This is a genomic window from Streptomyces sp. A0642 (assembly GCF_004795105.1).
Lineage (GTDB): Bacteria > Actinomycetota > Actinomycetes > Streptomycetales > Streptomycetaceae > Streptomyces.
In genome coordinates this window covers 41,562-59,838 of the sequence record NZ_SSBL01000008.1, presented here as the reverse complement: position 1 = coordinate 59,838, position 18,277 = coordinate 41,562, and the positions used below count along the sequence as shown (strand labels likewise).

Annotated in this window: 11 protein-coding genes; 9 read left to right on the top strand and 2 right to left on the bottom strand. The window is 71.2% G+C overall.

Translation table 11 applies throughout. The annotated features are described in order from the left end of the window. Window positions 1-108 precede the first annotated feature (108 nt). The 6 genes from E6R60_RS16865 (at window position 109) to E6R60_RS16840 (ending at window position 8,605) form a co-directional block, all read left to right on the top strand. Window positions 109-1,818, top strand: a complete 1,710-nt coding sequence (locus tag E6R60_RS16865; RefSeq protein WP_136327391.1) for a gluconokinase, GntK/IdnK-type — start codon at window positions 109-111, stop codon at window positions 1,816-1,818. A 176-nt stretch (window positions 1,819-1,994) separates the two neighbouring features. After that, window positions 1,995-2,834 carry an SDR family oxidoreductase gene (locus tag E6R60_RS16860; protein ID WP_136327390.1) on the top strand — a complete coding sequence of 280 codons (840 nt, stop codon included), beginning with the start codon at window positions 1,995-1,997 and terminating at the stop codon, window positions 2,832-2,834. A 34-nt stretch (window positions 2,835-2,868) separates the two neighbouring features. Beyond that, complete coding sequence (locus tag E6R60_RS16855) at window positions 2,869-4,338, top strand: cytochrome ubiquinol oxidase subunit I (protein ID WP_136327389.1); 1,470 nt, start codon at window positions 2,869-2,871, stop codon at window positions 4,336-4,338. Next, window positions 4,335-5,393: a cytochrome d ubiquinol oxidase subunit II gene (locus E6R60_RS16850; protein ID WP_240802603.1), complete on the top strand. Its 1,059-nt coding sequence runs from the start codon at window positions 4,335-4,337 to the stop codon at window positions 5,391-5,393. Before E6R60_RS16855 ends, E6R60_RS16850 begins: the two co-directional genes overlap by 4 nt. 52 nt (window positions 5,394-5,445) lie before the next feature. Continuing rightward, window positions 5,446-7,212, top strand: a complete 1,767-nt coding sequence (locus E6R60_RS16845) for a cation:proton antiporter (RefSeq protein WP_136327388.1) — start codon at window positions 5,446-5,448, stop codon at window positions 7,210-7,212. 91 nt (window positions 7,213-7,303) lie between these two features. Continuing rightward, a complete protein-coding gene (locus tag E6R60_RS16840; RefSeq protein ID WP_240802602.1) occupies window positions 7,304-8,605 on the top strand; it encodes a DUF2254 domain-containing protein in 1,302 nt (433 codons plus the stop codon). Between the two features lie 29 nt (window positions 8,606-8,634). Here the strand turns inward: E6R60_RS16840 and E6R60_RS16835 are convergent, their stop codons facing one another. Next, window positions 8,635-9,627, bottom strand: coding sequence for a transcriptional regulator TrmB (locus tag E6R60_RS16835; RefSeq protein WP_136327387.1), 993 nt, complete (start codon window positions 9,625-9,627; stop codon window positions 8,635-8,637). A gap of 137 nt (window positions 9,628-9,764) precedes the next feature. Further along, a complete protein-coding gene (locus E6R60_RS16830; protein WP_136327386.1) occupies window positions 9,765-13,499 on the bottom strand; it encodes a S8 family serine peptidase in 3,735 nt (1,244 codons plus the stop codon). Window positions 13,500-13,939: 440 nt separating this feature from the next. Here E6R60_RS16830 and E6R60_RS16825 point away from each other — a divergent pair, with 440 nt between their 5' ends. From E6R60_RS16825 to E6R60_RS16815, 3 genes are all read left to right on the top strand, one after another. Continuing rightward, window positions 13,940-15,787: a glycoside hydrolase family 15 protein gene (locus tag E6R60_RS16825; protein WP_136327385.1), complete on the top strand. Its 1,848-nt coding sequence runs from the start codon at window positions 13,940-13,942 to the stop codon at window positions 15,785-15,787. Window positions 15,788-16,117: 330 nt separating this feature from the next. Beyond that, window positions 16,118-16,270, top strand: coding sequence for an SCO1431 family membrane protein (locus E6R60_RS16820; protein ID WP_136327384.1), 153 nt, complete (start codon window positions 16,118-16,120; stop codon window positions 16,268-16,270). Between the two features lie 258 nt (window positions 16,271-16,528). Then, window positions 16,529-17,701: an acyl-CoA dehydrogenase family protein gene (locus E6R60_RS16815; protein WP_136327383.1), complete on the top strand. Its 1,173-nt coding sequence runs from the start codon at window positions 16,529-16,531 to the stop codon at window positions 17,699-17,701. The last annotated feature ends 576 nt before the right edge of the window (window positions 17,702-18,277 follow it).

The window sequence follows — 18,277 nt, the reverse complement described above, 5'->3', positions numbered from 1 at the left end:
CCGCACCGCCCCGCACCCGGTCCTTCTCCCCGGGGCGGGCCGGAGCGCGGCCGTCGTCGGCACAACCGCCCGGACCACCTGAGGCCGTGTTCCCGGCCCCCGCCCGAGATGCGCCATCGGGCCGGGGGGCCGAGATTGGAGGTACCGGCCACCCGGGCGGGCGACCTCCGTCGCACCGGCCACGTGATGCGGAGGAACCCGTATGACGAGAGAGCGAACCGCACCCCGCGCCACGAGCGGCGGAGGACTGCCGCAGGCGCCGCCCCGGGCACTCGACGCACCGGGCCCGCGCAGGGCCCCCGGCCCGGGGAGGATCTGACGTCCGGGTCGCCGGCAGGAGCCGCGGATGCCGGGGCCGGCGAATCGCCGTCTCCACTGGCGCTGATCGTCGGCATGTCCGGCTCGGGCAAGACGACGGTGGGCCGGCTTCTCGCCGAGCGGCTCGGCTGGTCCTACCGGGACGCGGACGAATTCCACTCCCCGGCCGCCCGGGCCGCGATGTCAGCCGGTCAGGCACTCACGGACACCGACCGCGACCCCTGGCTGAACGCCGTCTCCGCATGGCTGGACCACGAGATCGCCGCGCACCGGCCGGCGGTCGTCACCTGTTCCGCCCTCAAGCGCGCCTACCGTGATCGTCTGAGGCGCGGGCGGCCGCAGGTGCGCCTGGTGTATCTGCACGGTGCTCCGGAGCTGATCCGGTCCCGGCTGGCCGCCAGGCGCGGCCACTTCTTCCCGGCCGCGCTGCTGGAGAGCCAGATCGCCGCCTTCGAGGAGCCGGAACCGGACGAGCACCCGCTGGTGGTGGAGATCGACCAGCCGCCCGAGGCGATCGTCGCCGAGCTGGCTTCGTCGTTGCAGCCCGCCCCCGTTCGCGGGAGCGCCGGGGGAGAGGCGGCTCCCGTGAGCCCGACAGGTGAACAGTGGACCCTGAGGTGGGAGGGGCAGACGGCCGTCGTCGTCCAACTGGGCGCCGCCCTGCGCCAGTACGAGGTGGACGGCAGGGCCCTGCTGGACGGCTTCGCCGCCGACGCCCCCGTCACCGGCGGAAGAGGGCAGTTGCTCGTCCCGTGGCCCAACCGCATCGGCGACGGCCGCTACCGCTTCGCTGGGGCGGACCTCCAGCTCCCGCTCACCGAACCGGAGAACGGCAACGCGATCCACGGCCTCGTCCGCTGGGTCCCGTGGCGGCTGCTCACCCGGAGCGAGGAGTCGCTGCGGGCGGGCACGGTCATCCGTCCGCAACCCGGCTATCCGTTCTCGCTGGACGTGACCGCCGAATACCGGCTGGGCCCCGCCGGCCTCGACGTCACGATCTCCGCGGCCAACGTGGGGAACGGGCCCGCCCCCTACGGCGTGGGGCAGCACCCGTATCTCATGCTCGGAACCGATGTGGTCGACGCCCTGGTGCTCACCGTTCCCGCACGGGAGCGCGTTCTCACCGACGACCGAGGGCTGCCGACCGGCCGGGAGCCCGTCGAAGGTTCGGCGTTCGACTTCCGTACGGCTCGTCCCATCGGCGCCACGAGGCTGGACACCGCCTTCAGCCTCGACCGCGTCGACGGGGAACCGGACGTCGTACGCCTGGCGCACCCCTCCGGGGCCCATGGACTGGACGTCCGGCTCGGTGCAGGCGTCCGGTACGTGCAGATCTACACGGGCGACACCCTGGCGGCGGCCGAACGCCGGAGAGGCGTCGCGGTGGAGCCGATGTCCTGCCCGCCCGACGCCTTTCGCAGCGGCCCCGGGGCCGAGGTACTGAACCGGGGCGAGACCCACGTCCTCCGATGGGGCCTGACGGCATGGCAGTCCGCGTGAGCGCATGAGCTGACCGGCCGGTGCCGGGGTGAGGCCAACCGGGGGAAGCTGCCCCGCCCCACGGCTCGGCAGCGGCCCGCCGGGGGTACGGCCGCGCCCATCGGTGATTGCCTGTACCCCGCCTGCCGGGCAGGAGCCGGGCGGGCCGGAGTGCCGCAGCAAGGAGACGAAGCGTCATGGATTCCCACGCCGGGGCAGTACGGGGTGCTCTGCCGGCCGGCCTGCTGAAGGGCCAGACAGCCCTGGTGACTGGTGCGAATTCGGGCATCGGCAAGGCGACCGCCATCGGGCTGGGGCGGGCCGGAGCCGACGTGGTGGTCAACTACGTGACCGGCCGCGAGGCGGCCGAGCACGTGGTCGAGGAGATCGCGTCGTCAGGGGTGCGCGCGGTGGCGTACGAGGCCGACGTGTCGCAGGAGGCCCAGGTGACCGCGATGGTGGAGCGGGCCGTCCAGGAGTTCGGGACGCTCGACATCCTGGTCGCCAACGCCGGTATGCAGCGTGATGCCGCGTTCACCGACATGAGTCTCGCCCAGTGGCAGAAGGTCCTCGACGTCAACCTCACAGGCCAGTTCCTGTGCGCGAGGGAGGCGGTCAGGGAATTCCGCCGGCGCGGAGTGGTCCCGGAGGTGTCCCGGGCCGCCGGGAAGATCATCTGCATGAGCTCCGTGCACCAGGTCATCCCCTGGGCGGGGCACGTGAACTACGCCTCGTCGAAGGGAGGCGTGCAGATGATGATGCAGACCCTGGCCCAGGAGCTCGCACCGGAGAAGATCCGGGTGAACGCCGTCGCCCCCGGGGCGATCAGGACCCCCATCAACCGCAGCGCCTGGGAGACGCCGGCGGCCAGGGAGGACCTCCTTCGGCTGATCCCCTACGACCGGATCGGTGACCCCGAGGACATCGCCCACGCCGTGGTCCTGCTCGCGTCGGACCTCATGGACTACGTCGTGGGGACGACCCTCTACGTCGACGGCGGGATGACGCTCTTCCCCGGGTTCGCGACCGGCGGCTGACCCTCTCCGCGGAACCTGAACAGCGAAGGCGGCTATGCACACCTCGGTCCACCTGCTGACGAGTGCTCCGGACCAGCTCCTGCCGGCCAGAGAGCTCATGGCCTTCACCCTGGCCTCCCACATCATCCTGGTCCCGTTGGGCGTGGCCCTGCCGCTGATCACCCTGGTCATGCACTACCGCGGGCTGCGCCACAACGACGCGACCGCCCTCCTGCTGGCGCGGCGCTGGTCGGCGGTCATGGCGGTTCAGTTCGCCGTCGGCGTCGTCACCGGCACCGTCCTCTCCTTCGAATTCGGGCTGCTCTGGCCGGGGTTGATGGGCCGGTGGGGCGACGTCTTCGGCATCGGCTTCGGAGTCGAGGCGTGGGCGTTCTTCCTCGAAGCGGTCCTGATCGCCATCTACCTCTACGGATGGCGGCGGTTGAAGCCCCGCACGCACTTCCTGCTCGGGCTGCCGCTCCCGGCCGCGGCGCTGCTGGGGGCCTTCGGCATTCTTGCAGCCAATTCATGGATGAACACGCCGCAGGGCTTCTCACTGGACGCCGCGGGCCGTCCGAAGGACGTGGACATCTGGAAGGCGGTCTTCACACCGATGTTCGGGCCGCAGTACTGGCACTTCGTCGTCGCCATGCTGCTGACCGCGGGCTACCTGGTGGCCGGCGTCTACGCCGTCGGCCGGCTGAGGGGGCGCAGCGACCGCTACCACCGGCTGGGCTTCACCGTTCCCTTCACCCTCGCGGCGGTGGCGACCCCGGTGCAGTTCGTCCTGGGCGACTCCATCGCCCGCTCGGTGTTCCACAAGCAGCCGGTCAAGTTCGCGGCCATGGAAATCGTCTGGAAGACCGATACCCGCGTCCCGGAGTACCTCTTCGGCCGTCTCCACTCCGACGGTTCGGTCTCGGGCGGCATCAAGGTCCCCCTGCTCGACTCCGTTCTCGCTGGCTTCAGCCCGGACACCGAGGTCGTGGGGCTGACTTCCGTACCGCCGGATCAACGGCCGACGGCCGTTCAGGCGACGATCGCGCACTGGGCCTTCGACGTCATGGTGCTCATCGGCTCCGCGCTGGTACTCCTGGCGCTCTGGTACGGCCTGGTGTGGTGGCGGCAGCGCGGGCTTCCCCGGTCCAGATGGTTCTACCGCGGGGCGGCCTGCGCGGGTCCGGCTTCCGTGGTGGCCGTCGAATGCGGCTGGATCGCCACCGAGGTGGGCCGTCAGCCCTGGATCGTCTACCAGAACATGCGGGTCTCGGAGGCCGTCACGGCGACGCGCTCGTCCACCCTGTGGATCATGCTCGGCCTGGTGGTCGTCGTGTACGTGCTCGTCTTCGGTTCCCTCCTGGCGGTGCTCCTCAAGCTGCGCACCCGCTGGCGGCTCGCCGACGCGGAGCAGGCGGCCGGACACCCCGTGGACCCCCCGGAGGCGGCCGGCCCGTACGGCCCTCGTGCGGCTGTCCCCGCACGGGACGGCGGCGGGGACGCCTCCTCCGAGGGTGGCCGGCGGTGACGGCCGACCTGATGGCAGTGGTGCTGCTGCTCGCCGTCGCCGCGTACGCCTGCGCGGGCGGCACGGATTACGGCGCCGGCTTCTGGGACCTGCTCGCGGGAGGCGCCGAACGCGGCAGGCGTCCGAGAGGGCTCATCGATCACGCGATGGCGCCCGTCTGGGAGGTCAACAACGTCTGGTTGATCTTCGTCTTCGTCATCATGTGGACCGGCTTCCCCACGCTCTTCCAGGCCGTGTTCTCCGCGATGTGGCTGCCGCTCGCACTGGCCGCCGGGGGCCTGGCCCTGCGCGGCGCGGGCTTCGCCTTCCGGAAGGTCGTGACCCGGCTCGCCGGCCGGCGGCTCTACGGGGCGGTATTCGCCGTGGCCTCGCTCGTGACGCCGTTCTTCCTCGGCGCCGCCGCGGGGGGCATCGCCTCGGGCCGGGTGAAGCTCGGCACGGAGGCGTCCGCGGACGCCTGGTCCAACCCCACCTCGGTCATGTTCGGTCTGCTGGCCGTCGCCGCGACAGCCCTGCTGGGCGCCGTCTTCCTGGCCGCGGACGCCCGCCGCTTCGAGGCGCCCGATCTGGTCGTCTACTTCCGGCGGCGCGGACTGCTGAGCCTCGCCGCGCTCGTGGTGCTGGTGGTGATCACCCTGGTGATCACCCGCGAGGACGCCCCGCATGTGTGGCACGGACTCACCCACGGCGCGGGGCTGGTCCTCGGCGTCGTCGCGGGAGCGGCTTCCCTGGTGACGGCCTGGCTGCTCACGCGCGCACCGGGGGGCTGGGTCCGCGCATCCGCCGTCGGCGCCGTCGCCTGCGCGGTCATCGCCTGGGGCCTGGCCCAGCGTCCCTACCTCCTCCCGACGTCGATGACCGTCGCCGAAGGCGCCGGCGCGCCGACCACGCTCACCTGGCTGGCGTTCGTCTCGCTCGTCGCGGTGGTGATCGTGGTACCGGCGGTCGTCTTCCTGTACTGGCTCGACACCCGGGGCGACCTCGAAGAACTCACGGAGACCGACCTGCGGCAGGGCGGCGGCCCGCAGGAGGGGGACACGGCGGGCACCGTCTGACCGTGGCCCGGTTCCTCAGCCAGCACGCCAGGACCTGCCGAAGGGAGTTTCTGTGACGGACGATGAGATCTACCTCGGAATCACGCTGACCCTGGTGCTCGCCACCGGGTCGCAGATCCTGGCGAGCAAGCTGCGCGTTCCCGCGCTCATCATTCTGCTGCCCGCCGGCTTCGCGGCCGGCGCGCTGACCGACGTCATCCACCCCGACAAGCTGATGGGGCAGAACTTCGACGTCCTGGTGTCGATGTCCGTGGCGGTGATCCTCTATGACGCCGGCCTCGGGCTCAATCTGCGAAAGCTCACCGGTCGCACGCGGTGGATCGTTGGGCGGCTGTTGCTGCTCGGTGTGCTTCTCACGTTCCTGATCACCGCCGCCGTCGCACCGGCGATGTTCGACATGCCCCTCAGAGTGGCGTCGATGCTCGGCGTGATCCTGGTCGTCTCCGGGCCCACGGTCGTGGGTCCCCTTCTCGACTTCGTACGACCCACGGACAGGGTTCGCCGCATCCTCATCTGGGAAGGGACCCTGACCGACCCGATCGGCGGCATCCTCGGCGCACTGGTCTTCCACGCCATCGCCACCACGCACCAGATCGACATCGGCCGGGGATATCAACTCGGCCAGTTCGCCCTCAGCATCGCCGTGGGCCTGGTCGGCGGCGCGGTGGGCACGGCGTTGCTCTGGCTGACGCTCCGCACGCTGCGGCTCGGCGAGACGCTCGGCACGCTGGCGCAGCTGACCACGGTGATCGCCGTGTCGGCGGGCTCCGACATCGTCAGAGACGACACGGGACTCATCGCCGCCATCGTCACGGGCCTGGCCGTCACGAACATCAAGGGTTTCGACATGCCCGCGCGGCGGCCCTTCTTCGAGACCCTGGCCCAGCTGATCATCGGGCTCCTGTTCGTCTCCATCTCCTCCACCATCACGCCGGCGTCACTCGTCCCCGTGCTCCTTCCCGCCCTGGTGCTCATCGCCGTCCTCGTCCTCGTGGTACGCCCACTCGTCGCGTACCTGTCGACCGCCCGGGCCGGGATGAGCCCGGGCGAACGTGCCTTCGTCGGATGGATGGCCCCACGCGGCATCGTGGCGGCGGCGACAGCCACGGCATTCTCGGCGAACCTCGTCGACAGGGGAGTCGACGGGGCCGCCAGAATCCTTCCCGTCACGTTTCTCGTCATCGTCGGCACGGTCCTCCTGTACGCCCTGACCGCGGCGCCGGTCGCGAGGCTGTTGGGCATCGTCAAACCGGCCGGGACACGCATTCTGCTCGTGGGGGGCGAGGCGTGGGTGATCGATCTGGGAAGGAGCCTGAGAGCAGCCGGTCTCGACCTGCTGATGTGGGCGGGCCTCACGCAGGAGCGCGAACGGATCGCGGACGCCGGAATCCAACTGGCCACGGGTGATCTGCTGGCGACAGCCACCAACCCGGGGGCCCGGCTGGAGGGGGTGACGGCGGTGTTCCTGGCCACGGACGACGACGACTTCAATGCGCTCGCTTCGGTCGTGATGCAGGACAGTGTCGAGGGACCCGTCTATCGGGTCGGGCCTCCCCACGACAGCCACGGAGTCGTGGCTCCCTACACCGGCGGGGACATCCTCTTCGGTGGACAGCTCGTCCGCCACGTGCTGGCGGCGCGGTACGAGGCGGGTGCACGGTTCCTGGTGCAGCCGGCCTCCACCCCGCTGCCACCCGGGAGCGAGACGCTCTTCGTCGTCCGCGCCGACCTGCGACTGGAGCCGGTGACCGAGAAGCGCCGGGCCACCCCCGGGGAGGGGGACAGCGTCGTGCTGCTGACATCCGGAGCCGAACAGTGACGCTCACTCGCGCGGAAGCCGGGGACGGCCGCGGCGAAAGGCGCCCGTACAGTGGCCCGCTGAGCCGGGCGTACGCAAGGGAGGGGACCGCATGCGGCTCATGATCCACTGGGATTCCGCGTTCCGGCTGCGGCAATACGTCAAAGCGAGCCTGTGGATCGCTCCGCTGTTCGGTCTCCTGCTGGGAGTCGTTCTGGCCGAACTGGCCATCAGCGCCGAGGGTGCGGACTGGCCGCCGGCCGGCTGGCGCTATTCGGTGACCACGGCGAGCGGAGTTCTGAGCTCCATCGTCGGGGCGATGATCGCGCTGCTCGGATTCGTGGTGACCATCGGTGTCCTCGTCATTCAGCAGGCCACGGGAACGTTGTCCCCGAGATACATGCGAATTTGGTACCGGGATCGGTTGCAGAAGACCGTGCTCGCCACCTTCACCGGCACGTTCGCGTTCGCCTTCTCCTTGTTGCGCAGCATCGAGCCGGACTCCGTGCCCGACCTCGGGGTCACCCTCGCCGGCGGTGCCGTGGCCGTCAGCCTGTTGCTGCTGCTCGTCTACCTCAACCGCTTCACGCACAACCTCAGGCCGGTAGCCATCGCCGATGTCGTCGGACGCATGGGGGAGGGCGTCTTCGAGCACGCGGCAGGGACGCTCAGGGCCTGGGCGCCGGACCGCGCCCGGGCCGCCGAGGGGAACCGGCGGGTGACCGTCATCCGCGCGACCCGGAGCGGGGTCGTTCAGGCACTTCACACGGCGGGCCTCTCGGCTGTCGCCGCGCGGCACGACTGCGTCATCTCGGTGCCTCACGTGATCGGCGACTACGTTCACCGAGGCGCCGTCCTCGTCGAAGTCCGCGGCGGGACGTCGACACCTGACGAACGGCGCGTCACCGGTCTCATCGCCCTCGGTCCCGAGCGGACGATCGAACAGGACCCCGCCTTCGCCCTGCGCGTGCTCGTCGACATCGCCATCCGCGCTCTTTCGCCCGCTGTCAACGATCCCACCACCGCTGTACAGGTCATCAACCACATCGAGTCGTTCCTCACCGTGGTCGGCAGGGCACCGCTCCCCGGCCGGTACGCGCCGGCCGGTGACGACGGCGGGCAGCGGCTCGAGCTGTGGGGGAGAGCGTGGGAGGACTACCTTCAGCTCGCCGTCTCCGAGATCCGCGACTACGGGGCGACGTCCGTACAGGTCTGCCGACGCCTGCGGGCGTTACTCGAAGCGCTGCTCGACAGCCTGCCGCGGGCTCACCATCCGGCGCTACGGGCGGAGATGGATCTGCTGAGCGATGCGGTGGGACGTGCGTTCCCCGATGCGGCTCGCCGCGCTCTTGCGCGGACGGCTGACAGCCAGGGCGTGGGCGGCCGCCCACGCCCCGGCCACTTGCGGGGGTGACAGTGGTCGCCGGCCGCCCCGCCGCCTCCTCAGCCCGGCGCGACCCAGCCGTGCCGGACGGCATGGCCGCCGAGCTGCATCCGCGTCCGGACTCCGGCCAGGTCCATGAGGTGGCGCAGGCGACGGTGCAGGGTGCGCGGTGACAGGCCGAGCTGTGCCGCCGCCGTGGGGTCGGTCAGGCCGGCCAGCAGCAGGGCGAGGATCTTCCGGTCGAGGTCGGTCGGGCCCTCCGCCGCGAACGCGACGGCGGGTTCGGACGGTCCGCCGGCCCCCGGCAGTTCGAGCGGGTGGGCGTTGCGCCACACCGTCTCGAACAGGGCGTCCAGCGCGTCCAGCAGGCCGCTGCGGTGCAGCAGTACGGCACCCGGCTCCCCGGCCGGTGTGACCGCCAGCGGGACGAGCCCGAGGTCGGCGTCGGCCAGCACGAGTTTCATCGGCAGCTGGTCGGCGACCCGCAGCTGCACGCCGTTGCGCAAGGACTCGGTCGCATCGGCGATGATGCCCGGCTCCGCCAGCACGGCCCGGTCGAGCACGGCTCTGAAGTGCACGCCGCGACCGATGGCCATCGGCTCGGCCGAATTCTCGTCGGGCCGTACGGCGACGAACGGCGCGGTGATGAAGGAGCGGACCTGTGTGCGGGCCGCCTGCTGCACCTGGAGGAAGCGATGGCGGATCGCGTCGACGCCCGTGACCACCTCGATCAGGTCGCTGATGCTGCTCCCGGTCATCGCCGCCCGGTGCTCCTCGGCGAACGTCACCAGCGCCTGCTCGGCCCGGCGCAGACCGTCCCTGCGCTGGCCGATGAGAGCGCCGAGAGCCATGGCAGGCGGCGCGGCGGTGAACCGGTCCTCCGCCGACCTGATCGCCAGCCCCCACTCGACCAGATGGCCCAGGGCGCTGTCGACGGGGGCCTGCGGGGTATCGAGCAGATCCGACAGCAGTGCGGCGGTGCAGTCCGGCTGTCCGAGCAAGGCCCGGTAGACCCGCTCGTCATCGGGTCCGAGGCCCAGGACATCCAGCATCGTCGATCGACTCTCTTCCGCTCGCCGCAGCGGGGAGAGTATGCGCCATGGCGGCAGACCCTGAATAGTCCCTGGTGGGAACGGGTGCGAGGGCAAAGGCCCCGGGGAGTCGCCTCCCCGGGGCCCGGTGGTGCGATTCATCGCAGGCCGTACGCCCGGGTGATCTCGTTGCTGACGCTGTAGCCGCGGTCCGTTGCGGCGCTCGCGCGGACCGAGACGAAGCCGCCGGGCTTCTTCGCCGTCTTGAACGACCCGGTCCAGTACCCCCCGGCGCCCTTGGCGAGTGCCACCTTCTGCCAGGTGGCGCCGTCGTCGTACGAGACGTCCAGCTTCACGGTGCCGACCTTGCCCGGCACGGTGCCGGAGTCCATCGACACCGGCTTGACCGCGATCTTCTGGATCGCCCCGGCTCTCACGTCGCCGTGCAGGTCCGACTCCAGTGCGTAGTCCAGATTCAGCACGGAGAACCGCTCGAAGCGTTCCGAGTCGACGGTGCCGGACCTGAACGTCCACTCGGTGTGGGTGCGCGTCGACAGCCGGAAGACGTCGCCGGGCCGCTCGGCGTCGAGGACGGCGCGGTAGGGGAGGTCGCCCGCGGGCACCTCCTGCCACTGCATGTCTCCGCCGGCCGGGTTGTCATGGATCAGGGTGTCGCCCTGGAACACCTTCAGGTGGGACGGGGTCTCACCCCAGGGCAGGAAGCCCCCGAGCCGCATGGTGTCACTCGCGGAGGCCCATGCCTGCACGTTCCACGTCAGGTAGTTCTGCCAGCGCGAGTTGTACACCCCGAAGGACTCGCCCTGGCCGGGCCGGGTCGCCGGAGCGAACCAGTTCAGGCGGGTGGTGGTGCCCTTGGCGTACGTGTTGTCGCCCGACACCATCACCCACGGCAGGTTCCCGTCGGTGCCCTGCGCATGGAACTCCCTCCACACCTGGCCCGGTGTCACCCATTCGGTGCGGGTGCCGGGGTGCCACTCGGGCTCGGGGAAGTTGAACGACGGGCTGAGGCTGAAGTCGGAGCGGTAGCCTTCCGCCGGCCCGCCCTTCGCGGCCGCGTAGTAACGCGCGTCGATCCGGGCCAGGTCGCGCTTGGACGGCTGGTAGACCAGGGGCCGGTCCGGTACCTGCCCCGGGTACTCCCGGGTGAGGTCGTAGACGAAGGGTGTGTACTCGGTCTGCCGCACGGTCAGCTTCAAGGCGCCGGTTCTCGCCATCGAGACGAGTGACTTGCCCGCGTCGCGGTGCACGGTGGCGACCGGGATGGCCGACTCGCCGACGTACTCCATCAGGGCGCCGACGCCGTCGTTGACCACGATCAGTGCCTTCGCACCGGCCGCGGCCGCGGCCTCGGCGCGCTCTTGCGGCGTGACCTCGTCGCTGCGCGTGATGACGACGACCTTGCCCTTGGCCCTGATCTTCTCGTACGCGGCCGCCGCTCCGTTCCCTGCCCAGACGGCGTCCAGCCGGTCGGTGGCGGTGCCCAGGGCGCTGCCCGCCTGCACCACCGTCTCGAAGCGGAGCCGGCCGCCGGCCGCGCTCAGGCCGAGTGCCGGCTCGCCCTTGCGCCAGCGAGTGGTCAGGAGGAACTCGCCCTGCTTCATCGGCTTCGTCGGCGCGACGTAGACGTCGTCGTACGACGGGGGCAGCACGTACGCGCTGCGGTAGTCCATGAACGGGTCGAGGCCCTTGTAGTGGACGTTGAAGTCGACCTTGCGCTGACGGTCCTCGGTGCGTTGCGGTGCCTCGGTCCGCAGCAGCCGGGCCTTGCTCGCGTCCAGCACCACGTCCGCGGAGGCGTCGCCGAGCACGGTCTCCGGAGCGACGAGCACGGCCAGGCCCGAGCGGTCCGCCTTCTCACCGGCCACGTCGAGGTACCCCGCGACGGTGTACAGACCGGGCGCCATGCGCATGGTGGTGGAGCCGTCGACGTAGACCGACCACGGCCAGAAGTCCCCGGCCAGGTTGACCGTGACCATGCCGGATGCGGGCTTGCCGTCCCGGCCGACCAGCTTGATGTTCAGGTCGTAGCGCTCCTCCTCCTTGAGCAGCGCCACCGAGGTGCGGGTCACGGGCTTCCCCGTGGCCGCGTCAGTCCCGATCACATAGCCGACGTGCCGGCCCGCCGGGGCCGTCTTCGGATCACCGGTCACCGGGACGGTGGCCGTTCCGCCCGCCCGTACGGTCACCGAGGTGGCGCCCAGGGCGAACGGGCCGTCGGTGTCGGTCAGCGCCAGGTTCAGCGTGACGTCGGCGGAACCCGTGTTGGTGAGGGTCAGGTTCTTCGTGACGGCGATGTCGCCCGGCTCGTGCGGCCAGGTGTAGTTGCCGAAGAAGAGCGATCCGGTGCCTCGGACGGTGGCCCGCACGGCGGCGGCGACGTCGACGCGGCCGGTGCCGACCTCGTACGGCGAATACCCGTCGGCCAGGCCCTTCGCGCTGCTCATCAGCTGTTCCTTGAGCTGCGCGCCGGTCCAGTCCGGGTGCCGCTGAGCGAGGATCGCCGCCGCGCCGACCACGTGGGGCGTGGCCATCGAGGTGCCGCTGAGGGTGCGGTAGAGACCCTCGCCCCCGTCGGTCATCTCCTGCGAGCGGGCCGAGGTGATGTCGACCCCGGGCGCCGCGATGTCCGGCTTCATGCCGCCGGAGTACGCCAGCGGGCCGGTGCTGGAGAAGGACGCGAGCCGGTCCTGCTTGTCCGTGGCGGCCACGGTCAGCGCGGAGGCTGCCGCGCCGGGAGCGGAGACGCTTTCCGGGCCCGCGTTGCCGGCGGCTATGACGAACAGCGTGCCGTACTGCTCGGACAGCGCGTCGACCATCTGCGACATCGGATCGCTGCCGTCCGTCGGGTACGAGTCGCCGAGGCTCATGTTGACGACGTCGGCACCCGTCTCAGCGGCCCACTGCATGCCGGCCATGACCCAGGAGTCCTGGCCGTAGCCCTCCGCGCCGCCGAGTACCTTGCCGACGAACAGGTCGGCGCCGGGAGCGACGCCCTTGTTGTCGCCGCCGGACGCGGCGCCCGACCCGACGATCGTGCCGGCCACGTGCGTGCCGTGCCCGTTGACGTCGGTGACACCCTCCCCCGGCACGAAGCTGGCGGTGCCGTCGATCAGCCCCGCGAAGTCCGGGTGGCCGGCGTCGATGCCGGTGTCGAGCACCGCGACCTTGACGCCCTTGCCGGTGTACCCGGCCGCCCAGGCCTCGGGCGCGCCGATCAGCGGCACGCTCTCCTTCAGGGCGGCCTTCACGCGGCCGTCGAGCCACAGTTTGCCCACACCGGCGCCCAGCGTGGTGCTGCCCTGCGGTGCGACACCGGTCCAGAAGGTGCGGGCCTGCCGCTTCTCGGTGCTGAGCACAGCACCGCCGATGCCCTCGAGCCTGCGGGTCAGTCTGCTGCCCCGCGGGGCCTTCGGCTCCGCGGCCGAGCGGGAGTGCGCCCGGTCGTACGTCGCGATGAGCGGCACCGCGGCCGACTTCGCGTCGTCGTAGCCCATCTCGATCAGGTCGGTGACGTTGAACAGCCGCCTGTCCAGTGCGTCCTTGGCCAGCAGCGGCTCCGCCTCGTCCGGGGTGACGAACAGGTCGCCCTTGATCTCTTGGATCTTCACACCGCCGACGGCCTGGTCGGGCCGGTCGACTTCTGCGGTCTGTTTGCCGTCGGACATCGTGGTGACGGTAACGACGTCGCCGGTCACCAGGGTGACCTTGTGGGTCGCCGAGGGCGTGGCGGGAGCGGTGGGCCTGCTCGGAGCGGCTTGTGCGGGCGCTTGCAGAACGGCAAGGCCCGACGCCAGAAGCGGCACCGCGGCGGCGGCCGAGATCAGCTGCCGTCGTCTGCGCCGGAAGGCCGAAGACTTGAAGGGGGAGAACATGGCACGGGTCTATCCGCAGGCGGAGCCCGGCGTGAAGGCCTGAGGGCGGCAAGTCCTCGCCATGGCAAGGACTCGACAGCGGTAAACGGCTGGAAGCCGGGCAAGGCGCACTTCTCGCAGGCGTTCGGTCGCCGGGCGCGGCCGGCCGCCCGTCGCTCGGAGGTGGCTCTGCCTGCGAAGGGCGGGCTGTTCCGGTGGCGCGGTACGTCGCGCGAGGGCGGCGACGGGCATTGCCCGCGCGGGGGAGTGGGGGAGTGCGAAGCAGGGCGCATCGGCCGGCGAGTTCGCCCTCGCCGATGTTCTGCTCTGCGGCGACCTCGCGCCGGAGTACTCCGCGGACCGGTGCGGCAGGGGCCTCACCGGGGTGTGCCCAAGCCGTCGCCAGGACGTGCCGCCCTTGCTGCCCTACGCTGGGCGAGCGAGGCGGAAAGGGGCTCACAATGGATGAATACCCCCCGATCGAGGACCATGGCCTGATCGGTGACCTTCAGACCGCGGCTCTCGTGAGCACGGACGCGACGATCGACTGGTTCTGCTGTCCGCGCTTCGATTCACCCAGCATCTTCGGAGCTCTGCTCGACCGGCGTCGGGGCGGCCACTTCACCGTCGCGCCGGCTGCGGAGACGTACACCACCAAGCAGCTCTACCACCCGGACACCGCTGTGCTGGTGACGCGCTTCATGACCGAGGCCGGAGCCGGTGAGGTGATCGACTTCATGCCGGTGACGGGCACCACCGCGACCGACCGGCACCGTCTCGTCCGCATGCTGCGCTGCGTCCGGGGCAGCATGACGTTCGAAGGGGAGATCGCTCCCCGCTTCGACTACGGCCGTAAACCCCACGAGCTGCACATCACGGAGCACGGGGCCCTGTTCACCTCGCAGGACGTGAACCTCGCCATCCACGCCGTCCGAGAGCCCGACGACGAGCGGTTGCTCAGCATTCTCTCGGGCGACAACGACCTGCGTTTCACGCTGACTCTGCGGGCGGGCCAGCAGCGGGGGCTGGTGATGGAGTCGTCCCCCGACGGACCGCCCCACCAGATCCGGGCAGCCGAGTTCGAGCAGCTGTTTGACGAGACGGCCCGCTTCTGGCGCTCCTGGCTGGGACAGTCCACCTACTCCGGCCGTTGGCGTGAGGCGGTCGAGCGTTCAGCGGTGACGCTGAAGCTCATGACGTACGCGCCGACCGGCGCCCTGGTCGCGGCCCCCACGACGGCGCTGCCCGAGCAACTGGGCGGAGAGCGCAACTGGGACTACCGGTTCACCTGGGTACGGGACGCGTCCTTCTCCGTGTACGCCCTGCTCGGCATGGGGTTCAAGGAAGAGGCCGCCGCGTTCATCGACTGGCTGCACCAGCGCGTGAAGGAGGAGGCCGGCCAAGGGGACGGCGCGGGACCGCTGAACATCATGTACCGCGTCGACGGCTCCAGCGACATGGTCGAGGAGACCCTGGAGCACTGGGAGGGCTACTGCGGCTCCGCCCCGGTCCGCATCGGCAACGGGGCGGCGACCCAGCGGCAACTGGACATCTACGGCGAGGCACTTGACAGCATCTACTTCGCCCACCAGCACGGCATGCACCTCGACCACAAGGGCTGGTCCGCGACGCACACCCTTCTCGACTGGCTCGTCGACCACTGGGACCAGCCCGGAGAAGGGCTGTGGGAGACGCGTGGCGGACGGAAGGACTTCACCTACGGCCGGGTGATGTCCTGGGTGGCCTTCGACCGAGCCCTCCGGGTCGCCTACGACGACGGCCGTCCCGCGGCCCGCGGCCGCTGGATGGAGGCGCGTGACGAGATCTACGCGCAGGTGTTCAGCCGGGGATGGGACCCGAAGAAGCAGGCCTTCGTTCAGCACTACGGCGACGACGTACTCGACTCCTCGCTGCTGCGCATGCCCACGGTCGGCTTCATCACCCCGGACGATCCGATGTGGAAGTCCACGCTGGACGCCATGGAGCGCGAGCTGGTCAGCGACAGCCTCGTCTACCGCTACAACCCCGAGGCGTCGCCGGACGGGCTGCGGGGCTCCGAGGGCACGTTCTCCCTGTGCACCTTCATGTACGTCGACGCCCTGGCACGCGCCGGACGCACCGACCAGGCGAGGCTGGTGCTGGAGAAGATGCTCACCTACGCGAACCACCTGGGCCTGTACTCCGAGGAGATCGGCCTGACCGGGCGGCAGTTGGGCAACTTCCCGCAGGCCTTCACGCACCTGGCGCTGATCGACGCGGCGATCACCCTGGACGGGATGCTCGGCGGGAGCCGCGAGGGCGGGAGGTAGCCGCGATCCGGCCGTCGGCGACGTCGGCCGTCGGTGGGTCGGCGGCGGCTGCCCGGAGGAGCCGGCGGCGGTGTGGTGTCGGGCACAGGCGGTGTCCGCTCCCTGTCCTTCCCCGCCCGCCCGGAGCCGGGTCACGGCGGCTGCCGGCAGCCGCCGACGGGGGCCGGCAGCCCTGGGGGAGTGACGCGGATCTCTACCCAGGGGGCCCGCGGGGTGGCACTGTGGTCGGGTCCTCACGAGGTGCCGGAGGACCTGGCCCGTCCTGCGGCGCAGGTCGTCGGCGCTCCCGCACGGACACCGACCGCCGGCCGACCGAACGAACGAGATGCCATGACCGCGACCGCCGCCGCAACCACCACCCACGCCCGCCGCCGCGCGCGGACGGGAGGACCCGAGGACGGCTCCAAGCTGCTGGAGAACGTCCTCGGCTGGACGCTCGTCGTCGTCATCGCCATGTTCGTCACGCAGCTCGGCCTCATGTGATCCGCTTCCGTCCCCGGACGTGACGACAGGGGCGCGGAGCCCACCCGCCTGGCCGCCCCCGTCAACCGGTGACGGATACCGTCCGATCGGGCATACTCAACCCGCCACAGCCGCTGGCCAGCACCTCTCGTGACCCGGGAGGGCAACATCGGCTGGGCAGCAGTGTTTTCCGGACATCGTCCGGAGATCCCCCGGCGGCGCCGCTCACACCCCGCGCGTGCGACCGCCGCAACGCCCGACAGGGAGGAGAGCGCCGTCATGCCCGACCGTGCCCCGCAATCGGTGGAACGCCGTCTGCCCAGCGAGGAGTCCAGGCAACTCATCGCGCTCGTACGCGACATCGCCCAGCGCGAGATCGCGCCGCAGGCCGCCGAGGAGGAGGACGCGGGCCTGTTCCCGCGCGAAGTGTTCACACTGCTCTCCGAGTCCGGCCTGCTCGGCCTGCCCTACGACTCCGCCCACGGAGGCGGGGACCAGCCGTACGAGGTCTACCTCCAGGTCCTCGAAGAACTCGCCGCCGCCCGGCTCACCGTCGGCCTCGGCGTCAGCGTCCACTCCCTCGCCTGCCACGCGCTCGCCGGCTACGGCACCAAGGAGCAGCAGGCCGAACACCTCCCGGCGATGCTCGCGGGCGGCCTGCTGGGCGCCTACTGCCTCTCCGAGCCCGCCTCGGGCTCCGACGCGGCCTCGCTGCGCAGCAAGGCCGTGCGGGACGGTGAGGACTGGGTCCTCACCGGCACCAAGGCGTGGATCACCCATGGCGGCATCGCCGACTTCTACACGGTCCTGGCGCGCACCGGCGTCGACGGCCCCCGCGGAATCACCGCCTTCCTCGTCCCCGGCGACGCGGCCGGCCTGAGCGCGGCCGTCCCCGAGAAGAAGATGGGGATGAAGGGCTCGCCCACAGCCCAGCTGCACTTCGACGGCGTGCGGGTCCCCGACGCGTCCCGGATCGGCGAGGAGGGGCAGGGCTTCGCGATCGCCCTGTCCGCGCTCGACTCCGGCCGGCTGGGCATCGCCGCCTGCGCCATCGGCGTGGCCCAGGCGGCGATGAACGAGGCCGTCGCCTACGCCACCGGGCGCAAGCAGTTCGGCCGCCCCATCGCGGACTTCCAGGGGCTGCGGTTCATGCTCGCCGACATGGCCACCCAGATCGAGGCGGGCCGTGCCCTCTACCTGGAGGCGGCCCGGCTGCGCGACGCGGGGAGCCCCTTCTCGCGTCAGGCCGCCATGGCCAAGCTCTTCTGCACCGACGCGGCGATGCGGGTCACCATCGACGCCGTCCAGGTGCTCGGCGGATACGGCTACACGCTGGACTTCCCCGTCGAGCGGCTGATGCGCGAGGCGAAGGTGCTGCAGATCGTCGAGGGCACCAACCAGATCCAGCGGATGGTCATCGCCCGCCACCTCGCGGGTCCTGAGACACGCTGACCCGCAGCGGCCGGTCCGACCACACGGGCGTCGTCATGATCCGGTTCCACTCCTGGTCATGGCGGCCCGGCAGGGTCCTCCCGGTGCTCTCCCAGTGCCGGAGCAGCGCCCGGTAGAGGGGCGGGTCGCTCGAGTGGTGCGCCGGTCGCGCCGATCGCGGCGCCGGGCGGGCCGGCTCGGACGAGGCGGGCGGGGCGCTGAGTTGCGGAACCGATTCTTCGGAGGGCGGAGCGGCGAGACGGCGGCGACCGGGGCCGGCCGTGGAGTGCAGCAGGGTCATGCAGGGCCAACGGCGCGAAGCCGGGCCGGGTCACTGCCCGCCCGATTCGGGCGCGCGTTCGGCAGGTCCTCCTGTACTTGGTGCGGTGCGTTCGATGCGGGCCGAGGGGTGTCGCGGTGAGCGCGGTGAGGCCCAGCCCGAGACCGAGCACCGCTCTGCGGCCGGCCTGCTGCGGGACGCTGTCGTTCCGCGCGCCGCCGGCCCGGGAGAGGTGCCGAGAGCCGCACCACGTGGAGCCCCGGCTCCGTCGTGGTGCGAGCGGTCCGCCTCCGGCGCCTCCGCGCCCTCCGGCGGCT

Coding starts and splice junctions, on each gene's coding strand:
- E6R60_RS16865 (WP_136327391.1), top strand. CDS start 109: ATGCGCCATCGGGCCGGGGGGCCGAGATTGGAGGTACCGGCCACCCGG.
- E6R60_RS16860 (WP_136327390.1), top strand. CDS start 1,995: ATGGATTCCCACGCCGGGGCAGTACGGGGTGCTCTGCCGGCCGGCCTG.
- E6R60_RS16855 (WP_136327389.1), top strand. CDS start 2,869: ATGCACACCTCGGTCCACCTGCTGACGAGTGCTCCGGACCAGCTCCTG.
- E6R60_RS16840 (WP_240802602.1), top strand. CDS start 7,304: ATGCGGCTCATGATCCACTGGGATTCCGCGTTCCGGCTGCGGCAATAC.
- E6R60_RS16835 (WP_136327387.1), bottom strand. CDS start 9,627: ATGCTGGATGTCCTGGGCCTCGGACCCGATGACGAGCGGGTCTACCGG.
- E6R60_RS16830 (WP_136327386.1), bottom strand. CDS start 13,499: ATGTTCTCCCCCTTCAAGTCTTCGGCCTTCCGGCGCAGACGACGGCAG.
- E6R60_RS16825 (WP_136327385.1), top strand. CDS start 13,940: ATGGATGAATACCCCCCGATCGAGGACCATGGCCTGATCGGTGACCTT.
- E6R60_RS16820 (WP_136327384.1), top strand. CDS start 16,118: ATGACCGCGACCGCCGCCGCAACCACCACCCACGCCCGCCGCCGCGCG.
- E6R60_RS16815 (WP_136327383.1), top strand. CDS start 16,529: ATGCCCGACCGTGCCCCGCAATCGGTGGAACGCCGTCTGCCCAGCGAG.